This is a genomic window from Natrarchaeobaculum sulfurireducens, assembly GCF_003430825.1.
Lineage (GTDB): Archaea > Halobacteriota > Halobacteria > Halobacteriales > Natrialbaceae > Natrarchaeobaculum > Natrarchaeobaculum sulfurireducens.
In genome coordinates this window covers 2,154,920-2,179,413 of the sequence record NZ_CP024047.1, presented here as the reverse complement: position 1 = coordinate 2,179,413, position 24,494 = coordinate 2,154,920, and the positions used below count along the sequence as shown (strand labels likewise).

Sequence of the window (24,494 nt, the reverse complement as noted above, 5' to 3'; positions counted from 1 at the left end):
GTTGCGGCCATCGGTGCCGTGGCGATGGTGTTCACGTTCGGAACGCCGTTGTCGTACGGTATCTTCCGCGAACCGTTCAGCGACGCGTTCGGCATCTCGCCGCTCGCCCTCTCGGGCGTGTTCGCGGTCATGCTCTTTACCTTCTTTATCGGATCTGGGCTCGTCGGCGTCTTCGGTGCCCGGTTTCCCGCTCGAGCGGTGTTGCTCAGCTGTACCATCGCGACTGGCGTGATCGCCCCCTCGCTGTACGTCGTCGACTCGCTAGCTGGACTAACCGTCGTCTTCGCCGTCCTCGGCCTTGCACTAGGGACGGTCTTCGTCCTCGTCGCGTCGGTCGTCCCACGATGGTTCGACCGCCGACGTGGTGCGGCGACAGGGCTCATTTTCGTGGGGAACGGCCTCGGACTCGCCGTCCTCCCGCCGGTCTGGCAAGTCACGATCTCTGCAGTCGGCGTTCGGCAGGGCTTCCTGCTTATCTTGTCGGTGACCACGGCTGCGTTCCTCCTTGCTGGACTCGTCTGTCGCCGACCACAATGGGCGAGTCACTCGAGTGCGACCGCCGGTGAACTGCTCGAGTGGCTGGCCCGGCTCGGCGGGACGCGAAGCTTCCAGCTACTGTTCGTGGGCATGGCCCTCTCGTTCGCGTGGTACCAGTTGCTCGCGGCCTACGCGGTCGACCTGTTCGCACACCGTGGGCTGACGGCGGCTGGCGCCTCCGCAACGTTCGGTCTGATCGGCGGCGTGAGCATCGTCTCGCGAATCGGAAGCGGTTACCTGGCCGACACGATGGGGTCTCGTCGTGCGTTCCTCGCCTCGCTCACCAGTGCGGCTGCGGGGATCGCCCTGCTGTTCGTCCCCGCCACGGCGGCACTCCCGGCCGCGATCGCCCTCATTGGACTCGGACTCGGCGGCACCGCGACGCTTTACATCCCGCTGCTGATGACCGTTTACTCGCCCGAAAAGGACACCGCGATCGTCGGCCTGTTCAACGTCGCGATCGGCGTCGCCGCCCTGGCGATGCCGCCGCTCGGCACGGCCAGCGTCGCGTACACTGAAAGTTTCACCATCGCAGTGCTTCTGACGTTCATCGCAAGTATCGGTGGGTTCTGGGCTATCGCTGTCGGAACCGCTACGTGAAGCGAGTTAGGTCGATTACTCACCGCTACTGCCGACAAATCGAGCTGCATCCGACGCAGATTGATCGGTTTCCGGCTTCACAACGTTGATACTACGCTCCGATAACCTCTCACAGGTGTCACCGTTACCTGTGCCCGTTCTTTCCGTTCTGACGCGCGAGGCGAAGGGGCTCTGGAGCGACGGTCGAGGAACGATTCTGGTTGCGATCGCCGGTGGCTGGTTCCTCTCGATCGGGGTCCGAATGATCTACCCGATTTTACTCCCGCATCTGCGAACTGCCTACGGGCTCGATCTCACGACAGCCGGACTCCTGTTGACCGTGTTGTTCGTCGCTTACGGCCTCGGGCAGTTTCCAGGTGGTCTGCTAGCCGACCGGTTCGGCGAGAAAGCGATCTTGATACTGAGTTCGACTATCTCGGCGGGCACACTCGTGTTGATCGTGACCGCCCGATCGACTGTCGTACTCTTCGTCGTCACGGCACTGTTCGGAGTCGGCGTTGCACTATACGCGGTCGCCCGATACACCATCCTCGCCGACCTCTATCCAGAACGGGTCGGGGCTGCAAACGGCGTGGTCTCCGGGGCAGCCGACGCCGGCCAGTCGATCCTCCCACCGATCGCTGGATTCCTCGCTGCCGGGGTAGCCTGGCAGTTTGGCTTTGGCTTTGCGATCCCGCTGTTCGCCCTCGCCGCTGTTGCACTCTGGCTCGCCGTCCCCTCAGCCCAGTCCGCGTCCGCCCGAAACGTCGAACCACCGTCGCTCGAGTCCGCTCGAACCGTCCTCTCCGGCCTCCATACGCCGCCGGTCGTCTACGGCACCGGATTGCTGTTGCTCGGTGTAACGGTCTGGCAGGCGTTTACGGGATTTTACCCGACATATCTGATTGACGAGAAAGGGCTCTCTGCGACCCTCGCTGGCGTCCTGTTTGGACTCTTCTTCGCGCTCGGCGTCGTGATCCAGCCGCTTTCGGGGGCGGCCTACGATCGTGTCGGCGTCGCACGGACGCTGCTGTTCGTAATGGGAGTTGCTGCCGTCGGCCTCGTAATTCTCACCCGACTCGAGAGCTTTTGGCCACTCGCTGCCGTGACGGTGTTTTTGAGTTCGTTGCTCGGCTTTGCGACGGTCACCCAGACACACCTGATTCTCGCACTCCCCGAAGACATCCAGGGAACCGGGTTCGGTATCCTTCGGACCATCTCGTTTACCGTCGGCGCAATCAGCCCGGTGCTCGTTGGAGCGGCAGCCGATCGCGGGTTCTTCGACGAAGCGTTTCTGGCACTTGCAGCGCTGGCCGGACTGACAGTCCTTCTCGGACTCGTGACGCCAACCGCGAGTGGCCAGCACTCGAATTGAGCAGTCCCCAGTGTGGCCGTCGACGTCTCGACTGTCATCTCGAGACGGTCAGCCGCTGACGCAAACTCCGCCATCGGTTCTCTTCGTGCATCCCCAAGACTCTACGAACCGTGATTCCCCAAAGCTCTACGAAGTTGCTCACCGTCACGGCGAAGACAGTCACCTCCAATACACAGTCGTTGTATGATGTATCAGATAGGTACCTACAGAAACGATAGTAGCCACTGAACGTCAGCGCACACACGACCGCGCGAGTAGAGCGCGGTTCGGACCGACAATCCGAACGAGAACCGCGGACAGTGCGATCGATATGTACTCCGTTGTAGTTGTCACTATAGTTATGACTCGTTCTCGAGAGGGATTGCACGAGCTGCTGTCGCTTTAAACGAGGCATGGATCGGATTCCCCATCTCGATCGCCAACGAGCGCAGACTCGAGTGCGTGATGAGCGTTTGAAGTTCTATTCCGCCCTCGAGTTCGAGCGTCACGTTGGCGACTGCTTCTGCGGTTTCGATCGACGAGACGGTTCCCAGAAACTGGTTCCGAAAGCTCGTCTGCTTCTCTTTGTCGCCCACTGTAGGATCAGAAAGGACGACTGTATCGGATCGAACAGTAACCTGAACGGTCGTCACCCCATCTGGTACGAGCACAACGACCGGGCCGGCAGCCGTCGCTACTGTTCCAAGTTCTCCAGTCCGGTTCTGGACCGTTTCGGTAAAGACTGACTCGGTCACTCGGGCAACGCCTTCGAGTTCAGTCTGGTGGCGTTCGAACTGCTGCAAGACCTCGCGTGCTGTTTCCGTGAGATCGGTTCCACCACCACCTTTTCCACCACGGCGTCGCACCGTCAGCGCTCCGAGGACGGCCTCGAGTTCGACGACTCGCCGCTGGAGGTGGGCGTACGACCGGCCAAGTGACTCGGCTGCTGCGTGCAACGATCCATGCTGGTCGATCGATTCGAGCATCTCGATGTCACGCCGATCGATCGTGATATCGTCGACCGTCAGTTCAGCTTTGTACCCTTTTTCTATAGTCATGTGTGAGTGGTTCGTGCAGGGGGTTTTCCATCTGTTACGTGTATCAGTGCGTAGACAGCGAGGCCGAGTCATCGGATAGCATCACTTAGTATACTAGTTCCCCCTCGATGAATTTCTGCGTGCGTTCGTCAGTCGGATCCTCGAAAATGTGATCCGTGGCACCGATTTCGATAATGCCGTCTCCGAGGAGTACTGCAACCCGGTCAGCGACTCGTTCGGCCTGATGCATATCATGTGTCGCGATAGCGACGCCGATGCCACGATCTTTCGCCTGAAAAACGGCCTCTTCGATAACTGCCGTGTTTCGTGGATCGAGATCCGACGTCGGCTCGTCGAGGAGCAAAACGTCCGGTTCGTACGCTAACGCACGAGCGAACGCGACCCGTTGTGCCTCCCCGCCGGAGAGCGACGACGCGTCCTGATCAGCCAGTTCTCGTAGCCCGACGGCTTCGAGTGCCTCCATCACCTCACCCGTTCCGTTACGCCTCCCGACGAGACTCGAGAGTTCGTGGCGGAGCCGATCGGCCCACGGTTGTCGGACCCGCAGTCCATACTCGACGTTTCGACGAACGCTCGCATCGAAGAGACTCGCCTCCTGAAAGACCATTCCGATTCGTCGGCGGTACTCGAGTTGCCGTTGTTTTGAGAGTTGCCAGACGTCTTCGTTTTCGTACTCGATCGAGCCCCGGTTTGGCGCGTCAAAGAGCGCGAGCAGCCGCAAGAGCGTCGACTTTCCAACGCCGGACGGGCCGATAATCGCGACGACCTCTCCAGGCGTCACCGACAGCGAGACATCTTCGAGCACAGGTTCGTTCCCGTACCCGTGGTGTATTCCCCTGGCTTCGAGTGTCATTCGTACCGGCCACCTCCGTTTCCAAGGCGAACGACGATTGCATTGACGATCAACACGAGGACGACGAGAATTGCGCCGAGTATCATCGCCGTCTCGAATCGACCCTGCTGTGCCTCGAGCTGGATCGCAGTCGTGAGCGTCCGCGTGTAGGAGGTGCCGTCCGAACCCGCGATGTTGCCGCCGACGATGAGGACGCCCCCGACTTCGCTAATCGCCCGTCCGAATCCCGCCAGTACTGCCGTGGCAATTCCGTAGCGAGCCTCTTTGATCGTCACCAGTGCAACGTCGAATCGCGTCCCGCCCATGGCGTACGCCGCGTCGCGGACGTTCTGCTCGACACTGCTTACCGCAGCGAGGCAGACACCGGTGATCACCGGGGCTGCGAGAACGAACTGCGACATGATCATCGCCTCGGGTGTGAACACGAGGTCCCACGATCCAAGCGGTCCTTCGTTGGAGACCGTGAACAACACGAGCAAGCCGACGACGACGCTTGGAAAGCCCATTCCCGTATTGATAATCGACGTAAGGAGCGTCTTTCCGGGGAACTCTTTGAATCCGACCAGCAATGCGACTGGCAGGCTGACGAGCGTACTGAGCACGACGGCCGTCACGCTCACGTAGAGCGACACCTCGATGATACTCCGAATGTAGTTCCACTCGAACGGGAACTCGACGATCAATGGAGCGTGTATTGGGAGCCCGAGTGGCATTGGCAATCGATCTTATTCGTTACTATCTGAACCGTCCCAGCCTTCAGGAACGTACTGTTCGAAGTTCGGGTCTTCTGTGAGTGCTTCGGGGAAGAACAGTTGTTCGCCCTCCACGGTGTACCCCTCGATGATCGCCTGCCCTTCGAGGCTCGTGATGAATCCGATGTACGCCATCGCGAGGCCGTAGTCGACGGTGTCGTGGATCTCTGGATTGATCGCGAAGATTCCGTACGGATTTGCCAGTATTTCTGGCCCATCCTCGACCGGCCCTTCGACGTGGATCTCGAGGTCACTCTCGTTGCTCATCGAGAGATACGTCCCTCGGTCAGCGAGTGTGTATCCTCCGCGTTGACCAGTCTGTATGACCACTTCGCCCATTCCCCCTCCGGCTTCCCGATACCACTCGCCAAAATTCCCATCCTCGAATCCCGCTTCTTCCCAGATCTCGAGTTCTCGTGTATGCGTTCCTGAGTCGTCCCCGCGTGAGACGAACATCGAGTCCGAGTCGGCGATTCGGACGAACGCTTCGACGGCATCGTCACCGCCGGAGATTTCAGCAGGATCATCGGGGTCACCGATGATGATGAAGTCGTTGAACATGATCTCGCGACGATTGATGCCGTAGCCGTCGGCCATGAACTCGTCCTCCTGCGAGCGAGCGTGTACCATTACTACGTCAGAATCACCGCTCCGTCCGGTCTGGATCGCCGCGCCCGTTCCCTGCGGGACAGTGTCGACCGTGACGCCGTAGCGGTCCTCGAACGCGACGTTGAGTTCGTCGAGAAGGCCTGTATGGTACGTGCTCGTCGTCGTCGAGAGCGTTAGCGTCTCGCCGACAATTTCTGGCCCAGAATCGACGTCATCACCACCGAGTGCTGTACATCCAGCGAGTCCTACTGCAGTCCCACCACCGATTCCTGCGAGGAGCCCCCTTCGATGTATCGGCATAGATACTTCGAAACAGAGCGCGCATATATAGCTACGGGACACCGAAGAAACCAAATATGGTTTACAAAATTAGTATCCTACGTCTTACACTGGTTACTGAAACCGTCTATAGTTACTTGGTGCATGTACTCATTCAGCAAGATAGTCCCTCGGACGAATCGTATTAGATTTCTGGTCGAGAAATCGAGGGTAATTCCTGATGACGGTCTGCCAAGAACGCAGCTACAACGGGAGACGACCCACACAGTCGTCGTCAATTCTCTTAGTCGAGGACACGCCGAAGATTCAGTCTGTCGAGAGCACACCCAAATGGCCCTTGGTCCAGTCCACGTGAAAGACGTCCTGGCACAGTCGAAGCGCGCGTTCATCGAACGTTTATACGATAGGACACGAAAATTAGTTCCAAGGCAGTACAACGCTCTCTAATGACGGGTAACACATCGATGTTCAACACGTGGGGAAGGAACAGTCGTCTATACGAACGCTATACGTCAAACGCGGCAGAGGCACTTTCATCCGATGACGGGCTTCAAGAAGCACAGTCTGAGTGGGAACAGTTCTTCATCAACAGCCACGGGGACATCTTCAGCGGACTCGAAATCACCAACCCTCGGGAAAGCCTGTTCATCGATACTCTCTACTACGACTTCATTGTCGACCAAATCATCGAGTTTGTCGAACGCCAGGTTGGGTCCCACGTCGTCAATCAGGAAGCAACCTATAACACAAACGCTCTCTCGTTCAGCTTCCAATCGTTGCATAGTACCATCATTGACACGGACTCCATCGAGCGGCATGTCGACGAATTTATGCGTGAGGTCGACCTGGCGAACCTGGATCTAGATTTTCTACGTGGACTTTACGAGAGCATCATCTCCCACGAGATGCGTCTTCAGCTCGGGGAGTACTACACACCCAGCGGGGTCGCTCAACTATCCGTGGGAGAACTCACTGTCAACGATTATGAGACAGACACATTCCTCGATCCGGGATGTGGGTCGGGAATTTTCCTTGCCACGTGCATCGACGAAAAGAGAGAGGCATTGGAAGACGACCTCTCACCGAAGGCACTCGTGGACGCTATCACAGAGACAGTGTTTGGTGTCGATCTAAATCCAGTAGCAGTTAAGAGCGCAAAGCTCAGTTATCTTCTCTCTTTGCTCCCTCTCCTCGAGGAGGCCAGTGTTGATCGTCTTGAGCTACCCGTTTTCCTGGCTGACTCGCTCAAGCTGACAAGAGACGATCAGATCCAGTTTGGCGGTGAGGTGCTTGAGCTCAGCGTTGACCACTTGGTTGGGAATCCCCCGTGGATTACGTGGGGGAACCTCTCGGAACAAGTGCGCGACGCGTGGAGAGAAAAGTACGTGAAGCAGTTGGATTTGCTTCCACATCAGGGTGTTGAGACGCGACTGGGACACGCCAACGACGACATTTCAGTGCCGTTCATCTGGGTATGCATTCACCACTATCTCAATAAGAATGGCCATGCCAGCTTCGTTCTGAAGCGCGACATTATGAAGGGGCCGGCAGGACGTTTGCTTCGTACGCAACGGGTGAATTCACGCCCGGTCGCGGTTCGTCACGTTCACGACTTTAACCGGTTGCAGCCGTTCGGTGACGACGTGGGGGTGCATTCGGCTATCTATACTCTGCGCGCCGATAGCAAGCCCGAATTTCCAATCGTGGCCACTTCATGGAAGAAAGTGAGCGGAAAGCCCTCGTTCACCAACGTTGATGTCATGCGAGAGACGTTGAAACACGAAGAGACCGGAATGATTCCAGTGGAGGAAGACGACCCATCCTCATCGTGGGTCAGAGAGGATGCAGAAAACCGGGCTCTTGGTGAGTGTGAACACGACATCCGACACGGTGTTAAAGACGACGCAACGGATGTGTATAGCATCGATCGAGACCAACTCGGCGATCTGGAGCCTGATTTTGTCTACCCCTATCTCAAGTCGAAGCACGTGGTGAAGTACGGGTTGTTCGGTCACGAATTACACCTCGTCCCCATCAAGAAAGCCAACGAGGACAACGAAACCGAGATACAGAACAACTGTCCCAAGACGTATGAGTACCTGAAGTCGCACAGACAGGCCTTAGAAGATCGATCCTCGACGTGGCTTGATAAGGGCACTTTCTACAACGTTTTCGGGCTCGGCGAGTACACGTGGTCGGATTACAAAGTAGTCTGGTGCCGGCTCGGATTCAAGCCACATTTTACTGTAGTCAGCACCGTTGATGACGAGGACTTGGGCGAAAAGATGGTCGTCCCTGGCGACCACTTCATGTTTATCTCAACCGATGACGAGTACGAGGCTCACTTCCTCTGCGGGCTGCTCAACTCGTCTATTTACCAGAAGTCAATCAAAGGAATCGCTTCCGAGGGGAAATCAAGTCTCTCGAAAACGGTGGTTTCTAAGCTTGAACTACCTGAGTACAAGCAAACTGAGGACAGCGAGCGGCTCGCTGAACTCTCGATGGAAGCCCACGAAATCGTTCCCCAGCACACGAACGTAAGCAAGCGTAAGTACAACAAGAAAACTATCGAGGAACTGGAGATCGTACAGGCAAAGATTGACGAGTTGGTGGAGGAGATGCTGTCTGAGGGATCTCTATTCCCTGACGTTGGACAAAGCACTTTGGCGTCGTATTAAGCCGCAGATTCGATTAGTTGGCTCTGGTGAATCGCCATACTGCGCCGAGTTGTACTGTCTTGTCCTCTCGGTAAGACCGGCAAATTAGTTCGTCATCGTTGAGTCTGTGGAGGTTGCAGCCATGATTGCTCCAGCGTGGGGCCTCGAGCGACCTATTTCCCACCCGAAGTCGCCGCTGTCTAGTTATTCACCAGAGCCGTAAATTCTTCATCTCTATTACGTATCGATATTTGTTGACATTCTAGAACGTAACTCGAGAAGGCGAGTTTGTGTTCAGCAAGCTTGCCCGTGTCACCCAACAGGGCGTCTCGCTGAAGCATCGACTCGCTTTCGACCACCCACACGTATGAATTCAGGCATCTAATCAAGGCCGAAGGACGGTAAATTGCTATTCGTTTGTATCAGGCAAAGTGGTCTGATCTCCTATTGAGCCGTAGATCCGCTTAGTTCCCTCGGGGACCTCTTTTTTGACCATCTTGTTGTAGTTGAACCGCCATTGCAGGGCAGGGGTCATTGTGATCGCGCCTTTTTCGGGAGGACTCTCTTTGATTTCCTTGAATTTCTCATCACTAATCGCACCGACGCCTGTTAAATTCTCTAACTGTTCTCGAAGGTCAGCCTCGGACAGCTTGCCATCTCTGTAGTCCGCAACCAATTTGACGGCATCTTCGGACTTACGGTAGTCACTCGCGCGTTCTTTCGGGATGTAGGCACACGTCATAATCTCGAACTTGTTCCCACCGTCGACGGGTTGTTTGTCGTAGACGATCAGTAGAATGTTGTAGTCCACTCCGACGATCCTTTCACCAGGATCGTCAAAAGTGCTTGACGACTGTGGTTGGCGGTTCGAGGTCGTTTTCAAGTCTAAATTAAATGCAGGCAAGTCGAGGTCTTTAGCAACAGAGCCCTCTGAGACAAGGCCGTGTTTATCCTCGAACCAGACACGAAGTTCTTTCTCGAAGTACGTACCGATCTGTTTGGACGTGCTGCTCTTGCCCTCAGGGACGGTTCTGGACTCTATTTCCGCACAGAACTCGGCGATTGAGCCGAGATAGTTTCTGAGGTCACGTTCACTGTTTTTATCATTCATACAACACAATGTGAATCCAAGACATAAATCGGTTATGAGTTTTCCGCAATGCTGGTGATAGATTTATAAGTTCTGAATTCGAAACCCTTCGAAGGGTGTGCAAATGAGTGGCGTATCCGAGTCAGATGAACTCATTATTGCTGAAATCAAGAAAGAGACCGGAATCTCATACAACCCCGATACTGAAAATGTTGAATTCACAGGTAGTGCCAGCGACACAGAGCAGTACATTTCATTTGTCAACTATCTCGTCGAGAACAAATACATCACAAAAAGCGATCTGCCTATCTCGGCGGCGCGGGCACAAACCCGGCATCTAATCAATTCAACGGCAACTCACGAAGATCGGGGTATGGTTCGTCCCCGCGAGATTGGAGATGGTATTTATTTAGAGACGAATCACGATTCAGCGTCGAAGGCGCGGTACTCGAGCAGAGTTATTCAAGACTACGTTCTTCACGGCTAACGATTGGCGAGTTAGTCAGTCTCCTCTTCGGCTAGGCCCGGTCGCAGCAATTAGGGAACCTGAAACGATCGTGTTCAAATAAACTGGTTCCATGCGAACGCGAACGACTTGAGCCACTGATCGGCAGTTGTTGCCTTGGCGTTGCTGAAGCAGTTCGAGAACGAGGTTGTTCGTCGTTTTATCCCACAAAAGATACGTTCGACGCTGTTCCGATCACCGTGTCGTTCGTACCAGAACTCGAGGTCGTGACGCTCACAGGCGTACTGTAACAAGAGATTTCCATCGATGAGAAATACGGCGTTGTCGACGTCGTGTTTCTCTCGGAGCTCTCGAACGAAGTTGCTCGCAATAACCTTGGTTCTCGTCGGCTCGAGCTTCGTATGGAGCAATTCGTTCGATTTCGGATTGACGGCGGCGTACAGCCAGTACTGTTCGTCGTCGAGTCGGATCACCGTCTCGTCAACCGCAACATGATCCGGGTTTCGACCTGACTCCGGCTGTAGATCGGTCTTGTGAACCCAGTTGTGAACGGTCGACCGAGCCCGTTCAACACCGAAATCCTCGAGGACTCGAACAGTATTCGAAAGCAAGGGTCCAGCAAGGTGAAGTTGAATACTGAGCTTCATCAACAGCCGCAGCGTTGCTTCCCGCTCCACAGAATCCAAGTCGATCTGGCCGATGCTTCCTGTGATGCATGCGTTTTCGGGCATAGACACTCAGAAGACGCCACCCTTCACTTCCTGAACCGTATCTGAACACCGCCCCTGAAACGCCAATAGAATTGAACTAAGTGCCGATCATGGGCGCTGCAGGCCTTGCTTGGGCGGGTCGTAACTACTTTCTTGCTTGCAGTTTTCATGGTTATTTCCCCTTGATAATTTTCCAGCGTCGTGCTGCTCGCTCTCGCCGACTGGCGCGGTCGTAGTGCTTATCGAGGATTTCCTCAGAAGCGTTGAGTCGGTCCGAAACCACACCGCGTGGAACGCCGTCGTTTCGGTACTTCGTCACCCTTGCCTTCCGGACGTCGTGAGGCGATCGGCTCGAAGGACACTTGCTCATATGCGTGTGATCGATTGCCTGGCACGTGTTCGGGTCGCGATCGTGCGGGCACTCTTCTCCACGGTGGCACGGGCGGGTCCATCGATAGACTGCATCACAAACGCAGCTCCGGCTCACTCGTCCTCGCTTCGTCGTAATGAGCGGGTCGCGTCCGTGCTCGTCTGTGACGTCCGCTCTGGGACCATCGATATAATCCTGTAACATCGTCGCAGTCTGTTCGGCGAGCCGATTGTATCGCTCGCCCCCTTCGTCATTCTTCAGTGGTGTCTCGGTGTCCGGCCGGTGGACAAAATCGATACCGGGCTTACGACCCTCGAGTTCGCAGTCCTGTAGGTCGATTGCTCGGATGCCACCGAGTCGAGCACCTGTTTCCCACATCAACGTCCAAACAACGTGGTCCCGGCTCGCGTACTCGTAGCGCGAGAGATACTCGAGGATCGGCGGCACTCGCTCAGGGACGATCTTACTGTCACTCACCTCGTCACCGAGCGAGAGATCCGGCAGCGGGACTTTGAGATACAGGTCCTCGTGAACGGCCTCGATATCGCCACAGAACCGGAGGAACGCTCGAATCGTCGTCAGGTTCGAGTGCAGCGTCTTCTTTGCAAGTTCACTGTCTTTCCCGTTCGAATAGCCGCCTTCCCGTCTCCAAACCCGGAACTCGTAGAGGTGGCGGCCGTTGAGTTCGTTCATATTGTCGATGCCGCCTTCTTGACGACACCACTCGACGAACGCCCGAAGGTCGCTCTTGTGACTCGTCCGCGTCCACGCTGCAGCCCCGTCTTTCATCGCGTCGAGGTGCAACTCGACTGCCTTAGACGGGGAAATCGGCTCAAGGTCGCCGCTCATCGTTCTCCCTCCTCGAGCGCGTCGGCGATTTGCTCCAGGTCAGCTGCGATGGCCTCGAGCCGTTCGGCCATCACGATCTCCGGCGGATCCGTCGGCGTGTGGGACTCGTAGCGCTTCATGCTTCACCTCCGTTGCGGGCGTCGAGCGATCCACCGGGGCGAAGCACGAGGTCGTCGCGTTCGATGCGTTCGCCGGTCTTCTTGTCCAGTAGGACGCTAAACTCGGGGTCAACGTCGTCGCTGTAGTTGCTCGCGCACTTCTGACACCAGAAGTGGTTATTCGTCGGTTCCCAGCTACGGTGACCAACGGGACAGACGAACCGCCAGCGATCCGTCCGGTCGGCCAGCCGTATCTCTTCTTTGCTCGCAGGCATCACAAGCCCGGTATCACTATTGGATATAAACATTGGGTCAAATGCGCGGAGTGAAAGTGAAACTGAATCTCTCGACTGTCGATACGTCGTCGCTCGAGCGGGGGACTTACTTCCCCGCAGGGTGGAGTCTATCATGCTTCCGTACCTCACTTACGGAGGCCAGCGGGCCGGTGGCGCAACACCGGGTCCGCGTTTTTGCGAGGACCCGATCGGGTAGCGACGGGTCCGTTTGGCGTCCGTTGCCATCACCCAGGAACGGTGACTACTTCAAACTAGTGCATTGAACAATGCACCATGAGGAATTGAATGACGCTAAGAGCACATCATACCGAGGAATCTAACACATCTCACCACCTCGAAGGGTACGAATGCGACGCCCACGGGTGGACTGGATGACGCGAGCTGACGACTCGATCCTCGAGTTTCTACTGAACGAAGGCAATGAACCGCTCGTTGCTAATCCAGCTACTGTCGAAGCTAACATTGATTACAAAATCTCTCATGTCCGGCGGCGGCTCCGAGCACTTGAAGATGCAGATCTTGTAGAATACCACGATCCAGACCGAGGGCTATACCAGATAACGGATAGGGGCCGGGCCTACCTCGCGGGTGAGCTGAAAAAAGACGACCTTGAGTAACGGCTCTGTTGTAAATTTAGCTCAGCGATAGACTCCGTAATAGTCTTGAATTTATTACATTTTCCACCCATCAACCATCCATGTCTAAGAGTTATATTAAGAAAAGAGTGGGGGAGGAAATCAATAAAAATGCAAAATCGTAGTCCGGGGCCAGATTATTTAAGCCTACCAGCAGGAGAGATTCATCAGGATGTCTGAAACGAATCAGAATACAGGTGGAAACTTTTCATTTACCCCTTATATTTCAGAGGTGAAAGGCGAGTTACAGGGAACAGAAACACAAGAGCGGCTTGAATTAATTGAAACCAAATTACCCGGCTTATCAGATATCAATGCCAACGAACCCGGAGAAGGATATCGCAATTTCAAGTTATTATCAGAGTCGCATTCCGAAAGCCAGCTGACTAACCATCTACTAAAATCTGCATCGAAAGTAATCCATTTCGAATACATATATGAAAAGCCTGAGATCATTCAGAATATCCATGAAGGTGAATTAGTAAATGTGGAGACACTGACTGCACACTTAGTAGACATATATTGGTTTGGAGATATAATGTTACTCTCTGGAAGATCGGAAGACACCTCAAAAGCGAGAAACAGACTCCAATCCGAATTGGTTGGAGAGTTGCGAATTAAGAAGGTATCTTTCTCAACTGAAGTTCTCAACAATATCCTGAGTGGTAAGTATGATCAAGGTCTTTTAAATGAAAAGAAGCCAGAGATAACCGATATAAGGAGTCTGACGGCAAAAGGGAACGAGAACGTTTCCCAAGTCAGCATTCATGGGGGGAAAAAGATCAAGACATACGAAAAATATCTGGAAGACACAAGCAAAGTCACCCAGATGATTGCCAACTTCAAATATTTCGATTATTTAATTCTAGCAAATATATCCGAAACAAATATACATGTTTATTCGGTCACTCCAAGTGAGTCGCTGGATAACAAAGAAAAACTCCTCGTTAGCGTACTATTTTCAGTTGCGTTTCTGACAAGCTTTCACAGCTCAAGGTCGAGGCTGGCTAAATGAGGAATTCAAGGGCCATCTCCTTTATAATCTCGAACTTGAGGAAGCCAACTTGGGGAGGATTGACATTTTTCTTAACTGTGGCTGGTGGAGGTCTTTCTTTCGTGTTTACATCCGGAATTGGTCGCATGTTCAGTGTGGGGTTAGGAGTGGCTATTTTGTCGGGTGTGGCAGTAGTAAATCTCTATCTCAAAGATATCACAGTTGGGTTTGTACAGACCCAACCAACTACGTCCGCTGAGGCACACTATAACAAGAAATACCCAGTATCGGACGGCTTCGCTGAGTTCAACGTGTTCCTCAACATATCAAGTTGGGTCAAAGATTTCAGAATAGAAGTTCAAGCAAATGGTCCGTTCAACGTGAATGTATGGGAAGGACCTGCCCCAATAAAGTTAGATGACGGGATCATATATTGTAACGATAATATAGATGAAATAGCCTTCACACTTCAATTTGCAGCAGATCCTGATGACCTTGGAGAGGGTAGTTACCTCGTTAATCTCAAGAATCTTGATAATCATAGGAGTCTCTACTCTTTCAAGCTCAATACTAACCCAAAATTAAACACAGATCATGAATTGGACGATTTGCCATCTGAGGCATTAGACGAACTAAATTTAGAGCCCAACGAAGGAACAACTAGATCTGCAGGATGAAAAGGCCGACGTCGCCACGGGCGTCGTTGACCACGACCGACATTGGTGGGTCGTCGTACTCGTCGGCGGCCACAATCTCGGGGCCTGGTCAGGTAACGGGTTTGGTGATGTCTACTTTCGAGAAGGTTGCACAGTTGCTCATTGATCCCCCAAACCTTTTGCTAGTCCGTAGCCGAGTGTAGACTTGAGAAAAGCACGATGGCAACCGCTGAATCCGAATTAGCCGGGACCTGGAAATGGATGGGGAAGACCATACGGGAATTCATCGGGTATAATATCCTGGCACTGGTGTCTACGCTCCTGTTCGGACTACCAGCTCTCGCTTTCGTATTCTACTATACGCCGTCTGCTATTCCTTATGTTGGACTAGCATTTTTTGGCTTAGTGGTCTCGTTTAGCTCTCATCTCCGAGAAACAGACAGTGTGGACCCGATCGTGACTCCAGAGGAACTGAAAGAAATGACTCGCTCCGAGTTGTTCAATTTGGTCGTCTCGCTGTATGTGATTGTACTGTCGATATTAGCAGGTCCAATGCTGACAGCAACCTTTGTGGGATTATACATCGCAGAATTTGCTGGATTTGCGCTTGCTGGAGTCCTCTTCGCAATCGTCTACCCACACACAGACATGCGCTTAGCCAAGACTCTCGGGTTTTCGGCTGGTTCGCTGACAATGTGGGCCGGAATCGGAATAATTCGCTCGATGAACCAACTTTACGGAATGTCTGATGAAATCTCAAAGCAGGCGGAAGACATGGCTCGTCCCTTCCTCTATTCCAACGTAGACGTGTAGGTACAGAGAACCCACGTTTTCCATATCAATAATGCAAACCCAAGTTGAATTCCTTGTGAACCGTCTAACCCGTATGCTTCTATTCTTGGGACCTCGAAGAGAAGACCAAATACGAGCAGTGGGACCGTGGATAATGATACCGCAAGTACAAATTCGACACCTCCTTTGATAGCCATCCCAACTGCCCATTCAACAGTATTCCCATCGTTGACTGCCTCCGCAACCCGCTTTCTGATGTGAGGCACCACTTTTCAGATATGCTAATACACAGGAATTACTTAACCGTATTCATAATCATGGCCCGACACATCGCTACTGCAACTTTCGATGTCCGCTATTCGGGAGAAGCCGGACGATCTCCTCTGCTGTGCGCAGTAGATGAACATAAGGCACATGTTCTCAAAGTTGGAGTAAGCACTGTTGTTGCCACGCGATCGGCCAAAGACCAGTACCTTCGGAAATACCCAACGAAACAGTAAAATGGCTTAACTGACTGTTCGCTAACGGATGCAAGATATTCAGAAATCCCAACAAGAGGCTCTACAGTCGTATCTTAGCAAGAGCGAGTCGATGATTGATGCTCATGCATTTTCTAAAGAGTTGTCCGGTGAGAAAGCCATCCAATACATTTACCTACTCACTAGCAGTCGGTTTTTGACCTTCGAACAAAGGCTAAAAAGCGGTTCAACAACAGTTGAATCTACGTTTCTGGATACTTTAGGTTCTGTCGAGATTGAACACGTAGAATCTGAAGAGCCAGACATGACGACGATCGTGATTGGTGGTGTTCTTCTTGTTGTGGGTGTCCTGTCTTTCGGGATGTTAGGTCAGGCAGATGGGACAGTGACGGCGTTGCTTTTATTGATCGGAATTGGCGCTGCAGCTATTGGGATTTTTCTTCTTGCGGGAGCCTTCAATACCGAAGATGGGACAGTCACCGTTACGATGCGGACGATAGAGGGAGAGACTGTGGAGCATTTTTCACTTAGTGAGGACCATCTGGAGTTCGCTGAAAGCATCTCAAAAACCGCAGCAAACTCACACAGTAGTCGATAAGCCGGTTTCCGCTATCACCTGAAAGTCGGACGTGATCGGCCCCGATCGCCTCGTCCAACCCCTCCGAAACACTGACTATCCACCGGGTTGCCGTCCGCCTTACTCGCAACCCGGACATGAATCTCCAACAGCACGCCAACCGCGACGACATGAAGGTCTGGCTCAGCCAGGCTGAGGTAGCACAGTTGCTCGAGGTCGCCCAAGACACTCAACAGCGACTCGCGTTCTCGCTCGGTGCCCGCTGCGGGCTCCGCTCGCACGAAGTGCTCGACGTCTCACCGGAGGACGTCGTCGACACCGACGCGGGTACGGTTCTCCGCGTCTGGCACGGCAAGGGCGACCAGTTCCGCGAGACGCCCGTCCCGCGTGACCTCGCGACGACCATCCGAACCGTGGCCGACGTTCGCGACGCCTCCAGGAGTGCGCCGCTGCTCGAGATCTCGACGACGCGCTCGTTGCGGCGGTGGCTCGCTTCCGCTGCAGAGCAACTGGCCGACGAGACGAACGACGACGGTTGGCGCTACCTGGGCTTTCACGATCTCCGGCGGACCTGGGCGACCGCGCTGGCGGCCGCCGACGTTGACCCGTTGCTCGTGATCGACTGGGGCGGGTGGAACGATTTAGAGACCTTCCTCGAGCACTACCGCGGGACGTACTCACCAGAGGCTCAGCAGCGAGAACGCGAAAAAGTCGCCTGGTTAGGGTAGCTCGAGGTGGTCGAACTTGGGTGGCTGGCCTGCTGGTTCTTTGATTGGCTCGTCACGTTGGTTAGCCCGAGCGGGTCCAGTTTGATGCATCTCGGCCCACCGCCCACGACTTGAGGACCCGATTGCAGTGGTCTGGCTCATTCGTCAGTCTCGAGGTCGATGAGCTGAAGCGACCATTCTCCCTCTCCCTCGTACGTGACATGAGCGAAGTGTGCTCCCTCGAGTTCTCCCTCGTCGTTGAGGATGTCCTCGAGCACGAGGTCGTCTTTCGGGAGGGTCACACCGGTCGATCCGCCGCCTACTTCCTGCAGTTTTCGTATCGCCATACCCGGCGGGCAACCCGTTACCTATTATACCTAATGACTACCCAATTAGTTGAGATTTAGGGTGAAGGGGTGGAGTCCTCGAGCGTTGGGACTATGGCAACAAGTATGACTTCAGCAGCGTCAAACGCGCTGCGACGTGAGGACGGTATCGACCTTGTAGACAGTTTTCTGGCCCCGCTGTTCCTGCTGGCGACCATCAGCATGACGGGGCTGTTCATCCTCGAGACGGGCACGTTCCCGTTCGACTGGCACATGAACGCGGTGATCTACGAAGCGCACGGTTCGGAGATTACCTGGGCGTTCGTCATCACGATGGTGACGATTCTGACCGCGTGGCTCACGAACGGCGTGACGAGCTGGGATGATCTGAACGACCTCGAGTCGATGGTGGTCCTGCTAATGGTGATTCTCAACATTCTGATCGCGCTGGTTCCGGCCGTCTCGGAGACAGTCCAGACGTTCTGGTGGGTCGGCATGTTCATGATGATGCTCAACGCGGCCGGGTTCTGGGTGCTGGCGTACAAGTAGTGAGGTGCCAGAATATGGAACTTTCAAACAGACAAGAGTGGATCATCGGCCTACTCTCCGGATTGGGTATCGGGCTCGGACCCGCCTACGTGGGGGTGTTCTGAGTGCGATTCGTGACGATCTCCGAGGTGACCTACGACCTGCTCGCCGCACTCGGCGCGGCGACGGCGGGTGCTATGGCCGTCTACCTGCTGCTGCTCGTGGTGATGTTCCTGGGGGTGCTCTGAATGACGACCGCTGACGACTCGAGCCCACGGCCCACAACCCACGACCACCCGGCTGATGTAGACCAGTTGCTCGAGAACGATGCGACCCGGCGGGGTATCCTGCGCGGGCTCGGCGCTGCAGGGACAGTGACCCTCGCCGGTGCAGCCTCGAGCGGGACAGTTGCTGCTGATGCGCGGACCGATCCTGCATCAGGGAGCACTGGCCGCTTCTACACCGCTGCGGGCTGGGCCGTCGACACGTTCGACTCGTTCACCTCGAGCGGCTACGACGAGGAGGAGGTGAAAGAACAACTCGCGGACCAGCAACGTCACGAGATCGCCATGAGTGCGGACCAGCTGAAACGGCACGTCATCGAAGGCGACCTGCACGACTTCCTTCAGACCGTCCAGCCTGATGACGTCGAATCAAGTGAGTTCTTCGGCGTGTTGCTCGGCGAACTCGACACGGCTGTCTTCGAGACGGTCGTCGACGGTGGTGACCCGATCGACGCAGAGAACGAGGCGATGGATCGGATTAACGAGGTGGCTTCCGATCGCGTTCGGAACCTCCTCCGGTCGCTCAACGAACTTATGGGTGACCTCGAGCGTCACTTTGCTACGTTCGAGCGTGAGCAAGGTGACGACGGTGACTATTACATCGACGAAGAGGACGAAACGGACGCCGGCCTCGAGGCCGAATTCACCTTCCAACCGCCGATTACAACCGGCTATTCCCGAGTCAAGGAAATAGACGTTGAACTCTGGAGCGGCGATACAGAGACGGTTCGGGTTCTTGAGAGCTATATCAGCCCGAGCAGCCGGAGTATCATCGACGAGGAGACGGAACCCGATTACCTGGACACACCGGTCCCGAGTCGCTTCTTCCCGGATTCCTACGACTATGATGACCACCGTACAGATCGGACGCTGACTGTCCAAGACGAGGATTATGAAGATATAGACCTCGTGGTCGAGAAGTACAACGAAGCCATTTCTGCCGTCAGAGAGGCTCGTGACGAGATCATCGACAACATCGGTGAGTACATCGAGGACGTGATGGAAGAAGTCGATTCGGGAGAGCTTGACGAACACGAGTTGCTGTCGCCGACCGACGTGATGGATCAGTACGGCGATGTCGAAGGAATGGACTACGTGGCGGCCTCAGCAATGGCTCGCGGAATGGACGTTCCCGACGATCTCGGTTACGTCGTCGAGATCGAGCACGAGGACGTCTCCGGCCAGGAGGGAATGGTCTTCGCCAATATGGACTACTCGTCACTGCGCGAGACCGAGTACGAGTACGATCCTGATGCCGGTGAGCTTGTGATCGATCCTGACTCGATCATGGACGGAGCTATCTATACCGTTGAGTTTGAGGACAGTGACTCGGCCTCTGTTGCCTGGGGACAGATCGATACTGATGACGGGATCGTCGACGACGACGTCTCGGACGATACAGAAATTCCGTCAGATGATGCCGTCGAAGAGATCAACGTACATACGTCAGCCCAGCTACGCTCGTTCGTCGAAGAGGGCGAGACGCTCTCTGATGACCACTATAACACGATCCTGTTCAGCTACGAAGGTGGCAGCGGGACGGAAACGGAGACGATTCGAGAGGGAGACGTTAAGTTCGTCTCGATCGAGAAGGACGGCGAAGACGTCGACCGGATGCGACTCGAGGGCTTCGAGACGACGACCCGTGATCCGGCACTTGCACTCGATGTCCAGCGGGAGAGGGCAGACGGCGGGTTCGATCTCGACGAACTCGAAGATGCAGGTGGTATCCTCCCCGGAATCGACATCGATGCTGGAACGGGGGCGGCTGTTGGCGGGGCGTTCGCTGGCGTTTTGATTATCGCCGCGGTCGTGTTCACCGTCGTCGGCTGGTTTACCGACCTGCTTCCATGGACCTGATCATGAACAGGATTCTTCACTTTTCGACCGTCGCAGTAGCAACGCTGGCCGTCCTCGCCGTCGCGATGGGCATGGGCGTCGAGGTCGTGACCGCCGACAACGAGACTGCCGGCAGCAGCGTCCCCGACGATATCGAGCACATCGTGGAGCTATACGGGCCCGAGGATGCGACCGAGGTGGACGTACAGACTGTCGAACTCTGGGCAAGCGACGACCGACTCGAGCAGTTGAACGGGACCGAGCGCGACCGAGTCGAACAGTGGCTCGCGGATGTTCCGGAACCCGATCACGCCGAGGTTGGGGACGATACTGTCACCCCGAACCGCGAGAACTGGACGGCGATCGACTCCGAGACGCACATCACGGACTGGGAGTTCCAAAACGGCGAGTTCGTCGTTCACATCCACGCCCTCGAGGAGACGACCGTCACCATGGCCGAGAGTGCCGACTGGGAGGAAGGAAGCGGCACGTACCGGACGATGACCGAGGACCTGAGCGAAGGGAACAACACGATCTATGTGGACACGTTCGCTGACGAGAGCGACGGCGTGGCGCTATCGTTCGCTACCCAGTTGAGCATGGAAGAACAGCGAGGACCGTACATCAGCACCGGTACAGAGGCAGCAGACGACCCGTTCCGACACTTCGGCGGCACGTCCGGGTTGTTCTCCGGCGTGGCGATGACGACGCTCCTGGCGGCGATGGCGGCCGGGATAGTCGTCTATCAAGAAGAGAGCGGGGTAGTGAAAGCATGAGCGACACAAGTGGCACGTTCGGCGGCTGGTCGGATCGACTGACATACATCGCGGCGCACGGCCAGCTGGTCGTGCTGGGTGTCTTGGTGTCGATCGGCGCGGCGATCGTGTGGCTTCGCCCGTCAGTGCCCGGCGTTCCCCCGATCGTCTTCGGCTGGCTTGCGGCGCTCACACTTCTGGGGCCGCCGCTGCTCGCGTTGTTCGTCACAGGCGCGCGCTGGCTGCGAGAGGCCCGAATGGTGACCGTTCACCACATCAACGGCGTCACCGACGAACGCGAGAAATACTACGTAGAACCGGGGGTCTGGGAGAGCAAGACGGTCGAAGGCCCAAGCCCATACCCGGTGAACGACCGCGAAGCCTACGAGGTGCGCGAGTTCGACTGGCACGACGACACTGGCGACCTGATCGTCACCGGCTGCTACTACTCCGAACTCGCCGACTCGAAGCTCACCACGGTCAAGACGATGCTCGAGGACATCCACGGCGACCTGATCGAGACGGCGGTGGCGTACAACAAGCTACGCGCTCGCATCTCGAAGATGGGCGTCGAGATCGAACGGGACACGATCAACACGCACGCGGAGGCCGACGAGCGCGGGCTGATGACGCACCGGACCTCCGTGAAGAAACGTTTCGAGGCGGCAGAAGAGGATTCACAGGAGTGGTCTACGGACGAAATCAAGGACATTGGCGACTACGAGCACGACTTTGACCCGGCTGAACCCATGGAGCCAGTTACGATGAACAGCGGCCAGCAGGCCGCAGCGACCGACGGAGGCAACGACCAATGAGTGACCGACTCGAATACCGGCGGAATGGGCAGCGGTTAATGACCGACGGCGGTACCGACCGTGAGTCACTGCACGTCACCGCCGAGGCTCGAGAGCACCAGGAAGGATACAGCAACCGGGACAACAGGGAGATAGCAAGTCACGGCGGGATCGTCCGTGACGAGAAGGTTTCGCGAGCGATGGCTGTCCGCCAGATTCACTACGACCCGCTCGAGGCCGACCGGCCCGACAAGATGCCCGGACAGGCGAAGGACCTCGAGAAACACCGTCAGATTCGGATGGTTGAAGGGACCGAAACCTTCCGGAGAGCCATGGAGAACGGCGATATGCCGACAATCAAGCACATGGTCGGCGACACGTCGAAGCAGGCCGACGTTTCGGGGATGAAGGCGATCGGGAAGATAGACCAGCTGATCGACGGCCCGGCCCCGGTCATCGTCGTCCTGGGGGAGATGGGCGCGGGGAAGACGGACTTCGCCTGTCTCCTGGCGCAGCGGTGGCGCGACCTCAACCGGGAGTCGTCGCTGATCGGCACCAACATCCAGAGCCTCGAGGAAAAGAATCGGTGGGTCGACGACGACGGCGACGTTCAGGACGGCTGGATTCCCGATTACGGTACCCTCATGGAGTGGGTCCAGCAGGACGGTGACCCGCTCGAGCACAGCCAGCGGCCGAAGCTATTCATCGGCGACGAGTTCTCGTCGGCAGCGTCAGGGACCGGAAAACAGGGCTACCAGACGCGCCAGAAAATGGCTCCGCTGGTTTACAAGATCCGGAAGTACGGCGGGGCACTCATCTACATCGCTCACGGTGAACGGTCGATTCACCCGATGCTCTGGCGTGTGGGGAAGATCGTCAAGAAGGTGAGTCAGAAGAAGGCTGTCATCGCTGACTCGATCAAGGGCGCGAAACTGGCCGACATTGAGGCCGAGATCGAGGGCATCCCGCCGACGGACTTCCGGTACAACACGAAAGAGGCCAGTGACTGGAACTGGTCTGAGTACGGCGACGAGACGGAGGAAATGGAGGCCGACGAGGCCGTTCGAAAGACGGCGATCTGGACGGTCATCCGGTGCAAGGAGGAAGGAATGTCGAACCGTGAAACCGCCAGATTCGTGCCGTACAGTCACGGATGGGTCGGTTCCCGCTGGCGCGAGTACACAGAAGACGGGAAACACGTCGAGACACTTGCCAAGGTCAACGAGGTAATCGCATGACCGCAACGGGATGGATAGCTGGATACGGATACCGACCCCCGTTTAGTCGTATGGGCGGCGCGGCCCGACAGGGCCGCGACGCGTGGCCCATCCGTCGCATTTCCTTGTTGGATGGCAGAGGAGGAAAAAAGAAAGGCGCGCGACGAGCGCACACGTAAGCTCGAGATGAATCGATCCAAGCGAGCGAACCACTTCGGGACGATCTGCGAGAAGCGAATGGCTCGGAAGCGCCGGTTCGTTCTCGAGAGAGCCAGCTGGCACGACGCCCGCTTTCAGAACGGAACACCGGTCGAAATCAAGAGCACCATGCTCGAGCACAGTGACGGCCAGCCGGGGAACTTCAAGATCTACCGGAAGTACCACGAGAAGCTACGTCGGGCCGACGGCTGGTACTGCTTTGTCGTCTACCGTCCACACGGACGGTCTGGCTGCACGATCGTCAAAGACCAGATGTGCAAGGCGTCGAACCTCCCGCTGCTGCGATGGCACGGCGGTGGAGATCACCGAGACACCCAGCAGGCGAAGATTGCGATAGCTGACGTCTTCTGAGCACATTCCTGTCCCTGGGCTATACTGCTTGTCTCCTCAGAACTGCCGTGCCGTGAATTTTAGTTTAGCCAAAAGAGTTAGCTATCGCTAACACCGACCCTCACTTGTAATTGGTACTGATTATGAAACTCCGCCAACCAACGGATTTCCTGGTTCTCGAGGCGCTCGAAGACAAGGGACGAAACGTCGCAACGAATCTTTCGCATCACACAGACAAGAGCAGAAAGAACATCAATACCCGTCTACCGGTTCTCCAAGACTATGGGCTTGTTCGCAAGATTGGACCAGCTGAACGGTCCGGGCTGTACGAAATCACGTCGCTTGGGAAGGCTGCACTCCTTTACCAAGACCAGTACGATGAGGTCGACGACTTCGATAGTCTGATCCAAGGTCCGAAGGCAGCTCAGTCTACGGATGGGAACGGTGGCCAGGAGAGTTTCGCTCGTGGCGACGACGAGACACCGTCCGAGGACGAGTAACCGATACAAACTGAGTCGGGTGTCTTGTTACCACCCACTCTCGTGAATACGAACCGATATCCTGGGTTTTGGGATCACTCTCTGTCTGTTTGATTTTCAAGGAGAGGCTCAGAGTTCGATGTGATCGGTTTGATAATCGAATCCAATGCGACGGCGATCGTCACGATATGAACACGGCTGTCTCAGGCTCGTGTTCATATTCGGGAAATTGATGTTTGTGACGCGTGAGTTCTGGTGGTTGTAGCGAAGTTGCGTTCATCAGGTAGACTCTGGTGGAAAATCCATCAGCTGACAGAACAGATCTG

At 55.6% G+C, this 24,494-nt stretch carries 28 protein-coding genes; 18 read left to right on the top strand and 10 right to left on the bottom strand.

The genetic code is table 11. From position 1 onward, the window contains the following. Positions 1–24 precede the first annotated feature (24 nt). Entirely contained in the window at positions 25–1,137 is a 1,113-nt protein-coding gene (locus AArc1_RS11900) for an MFS transporter (RefSeq protein WP_394341246.1), read from the top strand. A gap of 115 nt (positions 1,138–1,252) precedes the next feature. Then, a complete protein-coding gene (locus tag AArc1_RS11895; RefSeq protein ID WP_228442321.1) occupies positions 1,253–2,491 on the top strand; it encodes an MFS transporter in 1,239 nt (412 codons plus the stop codon). 338 nt (positions 2,492–2,829) lie between these two features. Here AArc1_RS11895 and AArc1_RS11890 read toward each other — a convergent pair whose 3' ends face one another. The 4 genes from AArc1_RS11890 to AArc1_RS11875 all read right to left on the bottom strand — a co-directional run bounded on the left by AArc1_RS11890 (position 2,830) and on the right by AArc1_RS11875 (position 6,042). Beyond that, positions 2,830–3,528: a TOBE domain-containing protein gene (locus AArc1_RS11890; RefSeq protein ID WP_117364573.1), complete on the bottom strand. Its 699-nt coding sequence runs from the start codon at positions 3,526–3,528 to the stop codon at positions 2,830–2,832. An 85-nt stretch (positions 3,529–3,613) separates the two neighbouring features. After that, positions 3,614–4,381 carry an amino acid ABC transporter ATP-binding protein gene (locus tag AArc1_RS11885; RefSeq protein ID WP_117364572.1) on the bottom strand — a complete coding sequence of 256 codons (768 nt, stop codon included), beginning with the start codon at positions 4,379–4,381 and terminating at the stop codon, positions 3,614–3,616. Beyond that, the gene (locus AArc1_RS11880) at positions 4,378–5,094 is read right to left on the bottom strand and encodes an ABC transporter permease (RefSeq protein ID WP_117364571.1); all 717 of its coding nucleotides are present in this window, start codon (positions 5,092–5,094) and stop codon (positions 4,378–4,380) included. The genes AArc1_RS11885 and AArc1_RS11880 overlap by 4 nt, the downstream gene beginning before the upstream one ends. Before the next feature lie 12 nt (positions 5,095–5,106). Continuing rightward, positions 5,107–6,042: a substrate-binding domain-containing protein gene (locus AArc1_RS11875; RefSeq protein ID WP_117364570.1), complete on the bottom strand. Its 936-nt coding sequence runs from the start codon at positions 6,040–6,042 to the stop codon at positions 5,107–5,109. Between the two features lie 425 nt (positions 6,043–6,467). Here AArc1_RS11875 and AArc1_RS11870 point away from each other — a divergent pair, with 425 nt between their 5' ends. Then, the gene (locus tag AArc1_RS11870) at positions 6,468–8,699 is read left to right on the top strand and encodes an N-6 DNA methylase (protein WP_117364569.1); all 2,232 of its coding nucleotides are present in this window, start codon (positions 6,468–6,470) and stop codon (positions 8,697–8,699) included. Positions 8,700–9,087: 388 nt separating this feature from the next. Here the strand turns inward: AArc1_RS11870 and AArc1_RS11865 are convergent, their stop codons facing one another. Then, on the bottom strand, positions 9,088–9,789 hold the full coding sequence (locus AArc1_RS11865) for a hypothetical protein (RefSeq protein WP_117364568.1): 702 nt from the start codon (positions 9,787–9,789) through the stop codon (positions 9,088–9,090). Between the two features lie 103 nt (positions 9,790–9,892). Here AArc1_RS11865 and AArc1_RS11860 point away from each other — a divergent pair, with 103 nt between their 5' ends. Next, positions 9,893–10,255, top strand: coding sequence for a hypothetical protein (locus tag AArc1_RS11860; protein ID WP_117364567.1), 363 nt, complete (start codon positions 9,893–9,895; stop codon positions 10,253–10,255). 74 nt (positions 10,256–10,329) lie between these two features. On the opposite strand, the gene AArc1_RS11855 is transcribed toward AArc1_RS11860, so the two are convergent. The 4 genes from AArc1_RS11855 to AArc1_RS11845 all read right to left on the bottom strand — a co-directional run bounded on the left by AArc1_RS11855 (position 10,330) and on the right by AArc1_RS11845 (position 12,536). After that, entirely contained in the window at positions 10,330–10,965 is a 636-nt protein-coding gene (locus tag AArc1_RS11855) for an IS6 family transposase (protein ID WP_117364566.1), read from the bottom strand. 151 nt (positions 10,966–11,116) lie between these two features. Continuing rightward, positions 11,117–12,163 (bottom strand): tyrosine-type recombinase/integrase, encoded by a 1,047-nt coding sequence (locus tag AArc1_RS11850; RefSeq protein ID WP_117364565.1) that lies wholly within the window; start codon positions 12,161–12,163, stop codon positions 11,117–11,119. Continuing rightward, entirely contained in the window at positions 12,160–12,282 is a 123-nt protein-coding gene (locus tag AArc1_RS19530) for a hypothetical protein (RefSeq protein WP_267130069.1), read from the bottom strand. Before AArc1_RS19530 ends, AArc1_RS11850 begins: the two co-directional genes overlap by 4 nt. Continuing rightward, positions 12,279–12,536 (bottom strand): hypothetical protein, encoded by a 258-nt coding sequence (locus AArc1_RS11845; RefSeq protein ID WP_117364564.1) that lies wholly within the window; start codon positions 12,534–12,536, stop codon positions 12,279–12,281. The genes AArc1_RS19530 and AArc1_RS11845 overlap by 4 nt, the downstream gene beginning before the upstream one ends. A 392-nt stretch (positions 12,537–12,928) precedes the next feature. Between AArc1_RS11845 and AArc1_RS11840 the strand changes: the two genes are divergently transcribed. The 6 genes from AArc1_RS11840 (at position 12,929) to AArc1_RS11825 (ending at position 17,418) form a co-directional block, all read left to right on the top strand. Then, on the top strand, positions 12,929–13,174 hold the full coding sequence (locus tag AArc1_RS11840) for an ArsR family transcriptional regulator (protein ID WP_117364563.1): 246 nt from the start codon (positions 12,929–12,931) through the stop codon (positions 13,172–13,174). A gap of 190 nt (positions 13,175–13,364) precedes the next feature. Continuing rightward, positions 13,365–14,207, top strand: coding sequence for a hypothetical protein (locus AArc1_RS18505; RefSeq protein WP_133412352.1), 843 nt, complete (start codon positions 13,365–13,367; stop codon positions 14,205–14,207). Next, the gene (locus tag AArc1_RS18500) at positions 14,204–14,863 is read left to right on the top strand and encodes a hypothetical protein (protein WP_133412351.1); all 660 of its coding nucleotides are present in this window, start codon (positions 14,204–14,206) and stop codon (positions 14,861–14,863) included. The genes AArc1_RS18505 and AArc1_RS18500 overlap by 4 nt, the downstream gene beginning before the upstream one ends. 198 nt (positions 14,864–15,061) lie before the next feature. Continuing rightward, positions 15,062–15,655 (top strand): hypothetical protein, encoded by a 594-nt coding sequence (locus AArc1_RS11835; RefSeq protein ID WP_117364562.1) that lies wholly within the window; start codon positions 15,062–15,064, stop codon positions 15,653–15,655. Positions 15,656–16,162: 507 nt separating this feature from the next. After that, entirely contained in the window at positions 16,163–16,711 is a 549-nt protein-coding gene (locus tag AArc1_RS11830) for a hypothetical protein (RefSeq protein WP_117364561.1), read from the top strand. Between the two features lie 116 nt (positions 16,712–16,827). Beyond that, positions 16,828–17,418 carry a tyrosine-type recombinase/integrase gene (locus AArc1_RS11825; protein WP_117364560.1) on the top strand — a complete coding sequence of 197 codons (591 nt, stop codon included), beginning with the start codon at positions 16,828–16,830 and terminating at the stop codon, positions 17,416–17,418. 137 nt (positions 17,419–17,555) lie between these two features. On the opposite strand, the gene AArc1_RS11820 is transcribed toward AArc1_RS11825, so the two are convergent. Then, positions 17,556–17,744 (bottom strand): hypothetical protein, encoded by a 189-nt coding sequence (locus AArc1_RS11820; protein ID WP_117364559.1) that lies wholly within the window; start codon positions 17,742–17,744, stop codon positions 17,556–17,558. Between the two features lie 105 nt (positions 17,745–17,849). On the opposite strand from AArc1_RS11820, the gene AArc1_RS11815 reads away from it, so the two are divergent. From AArc1_RS11815 to AArc1_RS11785, 8 genes are all read left to right on the top strand, one after another. Next, positions 17,850–18,272, top strand: coding sequence for a hypothetical protein (locus AArc1_RS11815; RefSeq protein WP_228442320.1), 423 nt, complete (start codon positions 17,850–17,852; stop codon positions 18,270–18,272). Between the two features lie 104 nt (positions 18,273–18,376). Further along, the gene (locus tag AArc1_RS19525; RefSeq protein ID WP_267130068.1) at positions 18,377–18,499 is read left to right on the top strand and encodes a hypothetical protein; all 123 of its coding nucleotides are present in this window, start codon (positions 18,377–18,379) and stop codon (positions 18,497–18,499) included. Further along, positions 18,500–20,395, top strand: a complete 1,896-nt coding sequence (locus AArc1_RS11810; protein ID WP_117364557.1) for a hypothetical protein — start codon at positions 18,500–18,502, stop codon at positions 20,393–20,395. Between the two features lie 2 nt (positions 20,396–20,397). Further along, positions 20,398–21,150 (top strand): hypothetical protein, encoded by a 753-nt coding sequence (locus tag AArc1_RS11805; protein ID WP_133412350.1) that lies wholly within the window; start codon positions 20,398–20,400, stop codon positions 21,148–21,150. Continuing rightward, positions 21,147–21,944, top strand: a complete 798-nt coding sequence (locus tag AArc1_RS11800) for a hypothetical protein (protein ID WP_117364555.1) — start codon at positions 21,147–21,149, stop codon at positions 21,942–21,944. The genes AArc1_RS11805 and AArc1_RS11800 overlap by 4 nt, the downstream gene beginning before the upstream one ends. Then, positions 21,941–23,161 (top strand): hypothetical protein, encoded by a 1,221-nt coding sequence (locus AArc1_RS11795; protein WP_228442319.1) that lies wholly within the window; start codon positions 21,941–21,943, stop codon positions 23,159–23,161. Before AArc1_RS11800 ends, AArc1_RS11795 begins: the two co-directional genes overlap by 4 nt. A 165-nt stretch (positions 23,162–23,326) precedes the next feature. Next, positions 23,327–23,710, top strand: a complete 384-nt coding sequence (locus tag AArc1_RS11790; protein WP_117365879.1) for a hypothetical protein — start codon at positions 23,327–23,329, stop codon at positions 23,708–23,710. Between the two features lie 122 nt (positions 23,711–23,832). Continuing rightward, positions 23,833–24,189, top strand: a complete 357-nt coding sequence (locus tag AArc1_RS11785) for an ArsR family transcriptional regulator (protein WP_117364553.1) — start codon at positions 23,833–23,835, stop codon at positions 24,187–24,189. Positions 24,190–24,494 lie beyond the last annotated feature (305 nt).

What these genes read in the sequence shown, in the direction of transcription:
- AArc1_RS11900 (WP_394341246.1), top strand. Translation starts at nt 25, where the DNA reads ATGGTGTTCACGTTCGGAACGCCGTTGTCGTACGGTATCTTCCGCGAA.
- AArc1_RS11890 (WP_117364573.1), bottom strand. Translation starts at nt 3,528, where the DNA reads ATGACTATAGAAAAAGGGTACAAAGCTGAACTGACGGTCGACGATATC.
- AArc1_RS11885 (WP_117364572.1), bottom strand. Translation starts at nt 4,381, where the DNA reads ATGACACTCGAAGCCAGGGGAATACACCACGGGTACGGGAACGAACCT.
- AArc1_RS11880 (WP_117364571.1), bottom strand. Translation starts at nt 5,094, where the DNA reads ATGCCACTCGGGCTCCCAATACACGCTCCATTGATCGTCGAGTTCCCG.
- AArc1_RS11875 (WP_117364570.1), bottom strand. Translation starts at nt 6,042, where the DNA reads ATGCCGATACATCGAAGGGGGCTCCTCGCAGGAATCGGTGGTGGGACT.
- AArc1_RS11870 (WP_117364569.1), top strand. Translation starts at nt 6,468, where the DNA reads ATGACGGGTAACACATCGATGTTCAACACGTGGGGAAGGAACAGTCGT.
- AArc1_RS11865 (WP_117364568.1), bottom strand. Translation starts at nt 9,789, where the DNA reads ATGAATGATAAAAACAGTGAACGTGACCTCAGAAACTATCTCGGCTCA.
- AArc1_RS11860 (WP_117364567.1), top strand. Translation starts at nt 9,893, where the DNA reads ATGAGTGGCGTATCCGAGTCAGATGAACTCATTATTGCTGAAATCAAG.
- AArc1_RS11855 (WP_117364566.1), bottom strand. Translation starts at nt 10,965, where the DNA reads ATGCCCGAAAACGCATGCATCACAGGAAGCATCGGCCAGATCGACTTG.
- AArc1_RS11850 (WP_117364565.1), bottom strand. Translation starts at nt 12,163, where the DNA reads ATGAGCGGCGACCTTGAGCCGATTTCCCCGTCTAAGGCAGTCGAGTTG.
- AArc1_RS19530 (WP_267130069.1), bottom strand. Translation starts at nt 12,282, where the DNA reads ATGAAGCGCTACGAGTCCCACACGCCGACGGATCCGCCGGAGATCGTG.
- AArc1_RS11845 (WP_117364564.1), bottom strand. Translation starts at nt 12,536, where the DNA reads ATGCCTGCGAGCAAAGAAGAGATACGGCTGGCCGACCGGACGGATCGC.
- AArc1_RS11840 (WP_117364563.1), top strand. Translation starts at nt 12,929, where the DNA reads ATGACGCGAGCTGACGACTCGATCCTCGAGTTTCTACTGAACGAAGGC.
- AArc1_RS18505 (WP_133412352.1), top strand. Translation starts at nt 13,365, where the DNA reads ATGTCTGAAACGAATCAGAATACAGGTGGAAACTTTTCATTTACCCCT.
- AArc1_RS18500 (WP_133412351.1), top strand. Translation starts at nt 14,204, where the DNA reads ATGAGGAATTCAAGGGCCATCTCCTTTATAATCTCGAACTTGAGGAAG.
- AArc1_RS11835 (WP_117364562.1), top strand. Translation starts at nt 15,062, where the DNA reads ATGGCAACCGCTGAATCCGAATTAGCCGGGACCTGGAAATGGATGGGG.
- AArc1_RS11830 (WP_117364561.1), top strand. Translation starts at nt 16,163, where the DNA reads ATGCAAGATATTCAGAAATCCCAACAAGAGGCTCTACAGTCGTATCTT.
- AArc1_RS11825 (WP_117364560.1), top strand. Translation starts at nt 16,828, where the DNA reads ATGAATCTCCAACAGCACGCCAACCGCGACGACATGAAGGTCTGGCTC.
- AArc1_RS11820 (WP_117364559.1), bottom strand. Translation starts at nt 17,744, where the DNA reads ATGGCGATACGAAAACTGCAGGAAGTAGGCGGCGGATCGACCGGTGTG.
- AArc1_RS11815 (WP_228442320.1), top strand. Translation starts at nt 17,850, where the DNA reads ATGACTTCAGCAGCGTCAAACGCGCTGCGACGTGAGGACGGTATCGAC.
- AArc1_RS11810 (WP_117364557.1), top strand. Translation starts at nt 18,500, where the DNA reads ATGACGACCGCTGACGACTCGAGCCCACGGCCCACAACCCACGACCAC.
- AArc1_RS11805 (WP_133412350.1), top strand. Translation starts at nt 20,398, where the DNA reads ATGAACAGGATTCTTCACTTTTCGACCGTCGCAGTAGCAACGCTGGCC.
- AArc1_RS11800 (WP_117364555.1), top strand. Translation starts at nt 21,147, where the DNA reads ATGAGCGACACAAGTGGCACGTTCGGCGGCTGGTCGGATCGACTGACA.
- AArc1_RS11795 (WP_228442319.1), top strand. Translation starts at nt 21,941, where the DNA reads ATGAGTGACCGACTCGAATACCGGCGGAATGGGCAGCGGTTAATGACC.
- AArc1_RS11790 (WP_117365879.1), top strand. Translation starts at nt 23,327, where the DNA reads ATGAATCGATCCAAGCGAGCGAACCACTTCGGGACGATCTGCGAGAAG.
- AArc1_RS11785 (WP_117364553.1), top strand. Translation starts at nt 23,833, where the DNA reads ATGAAACTCCGCCAACCAACGGATTTCCTGGTTCTCGAGGCGCTCGAA.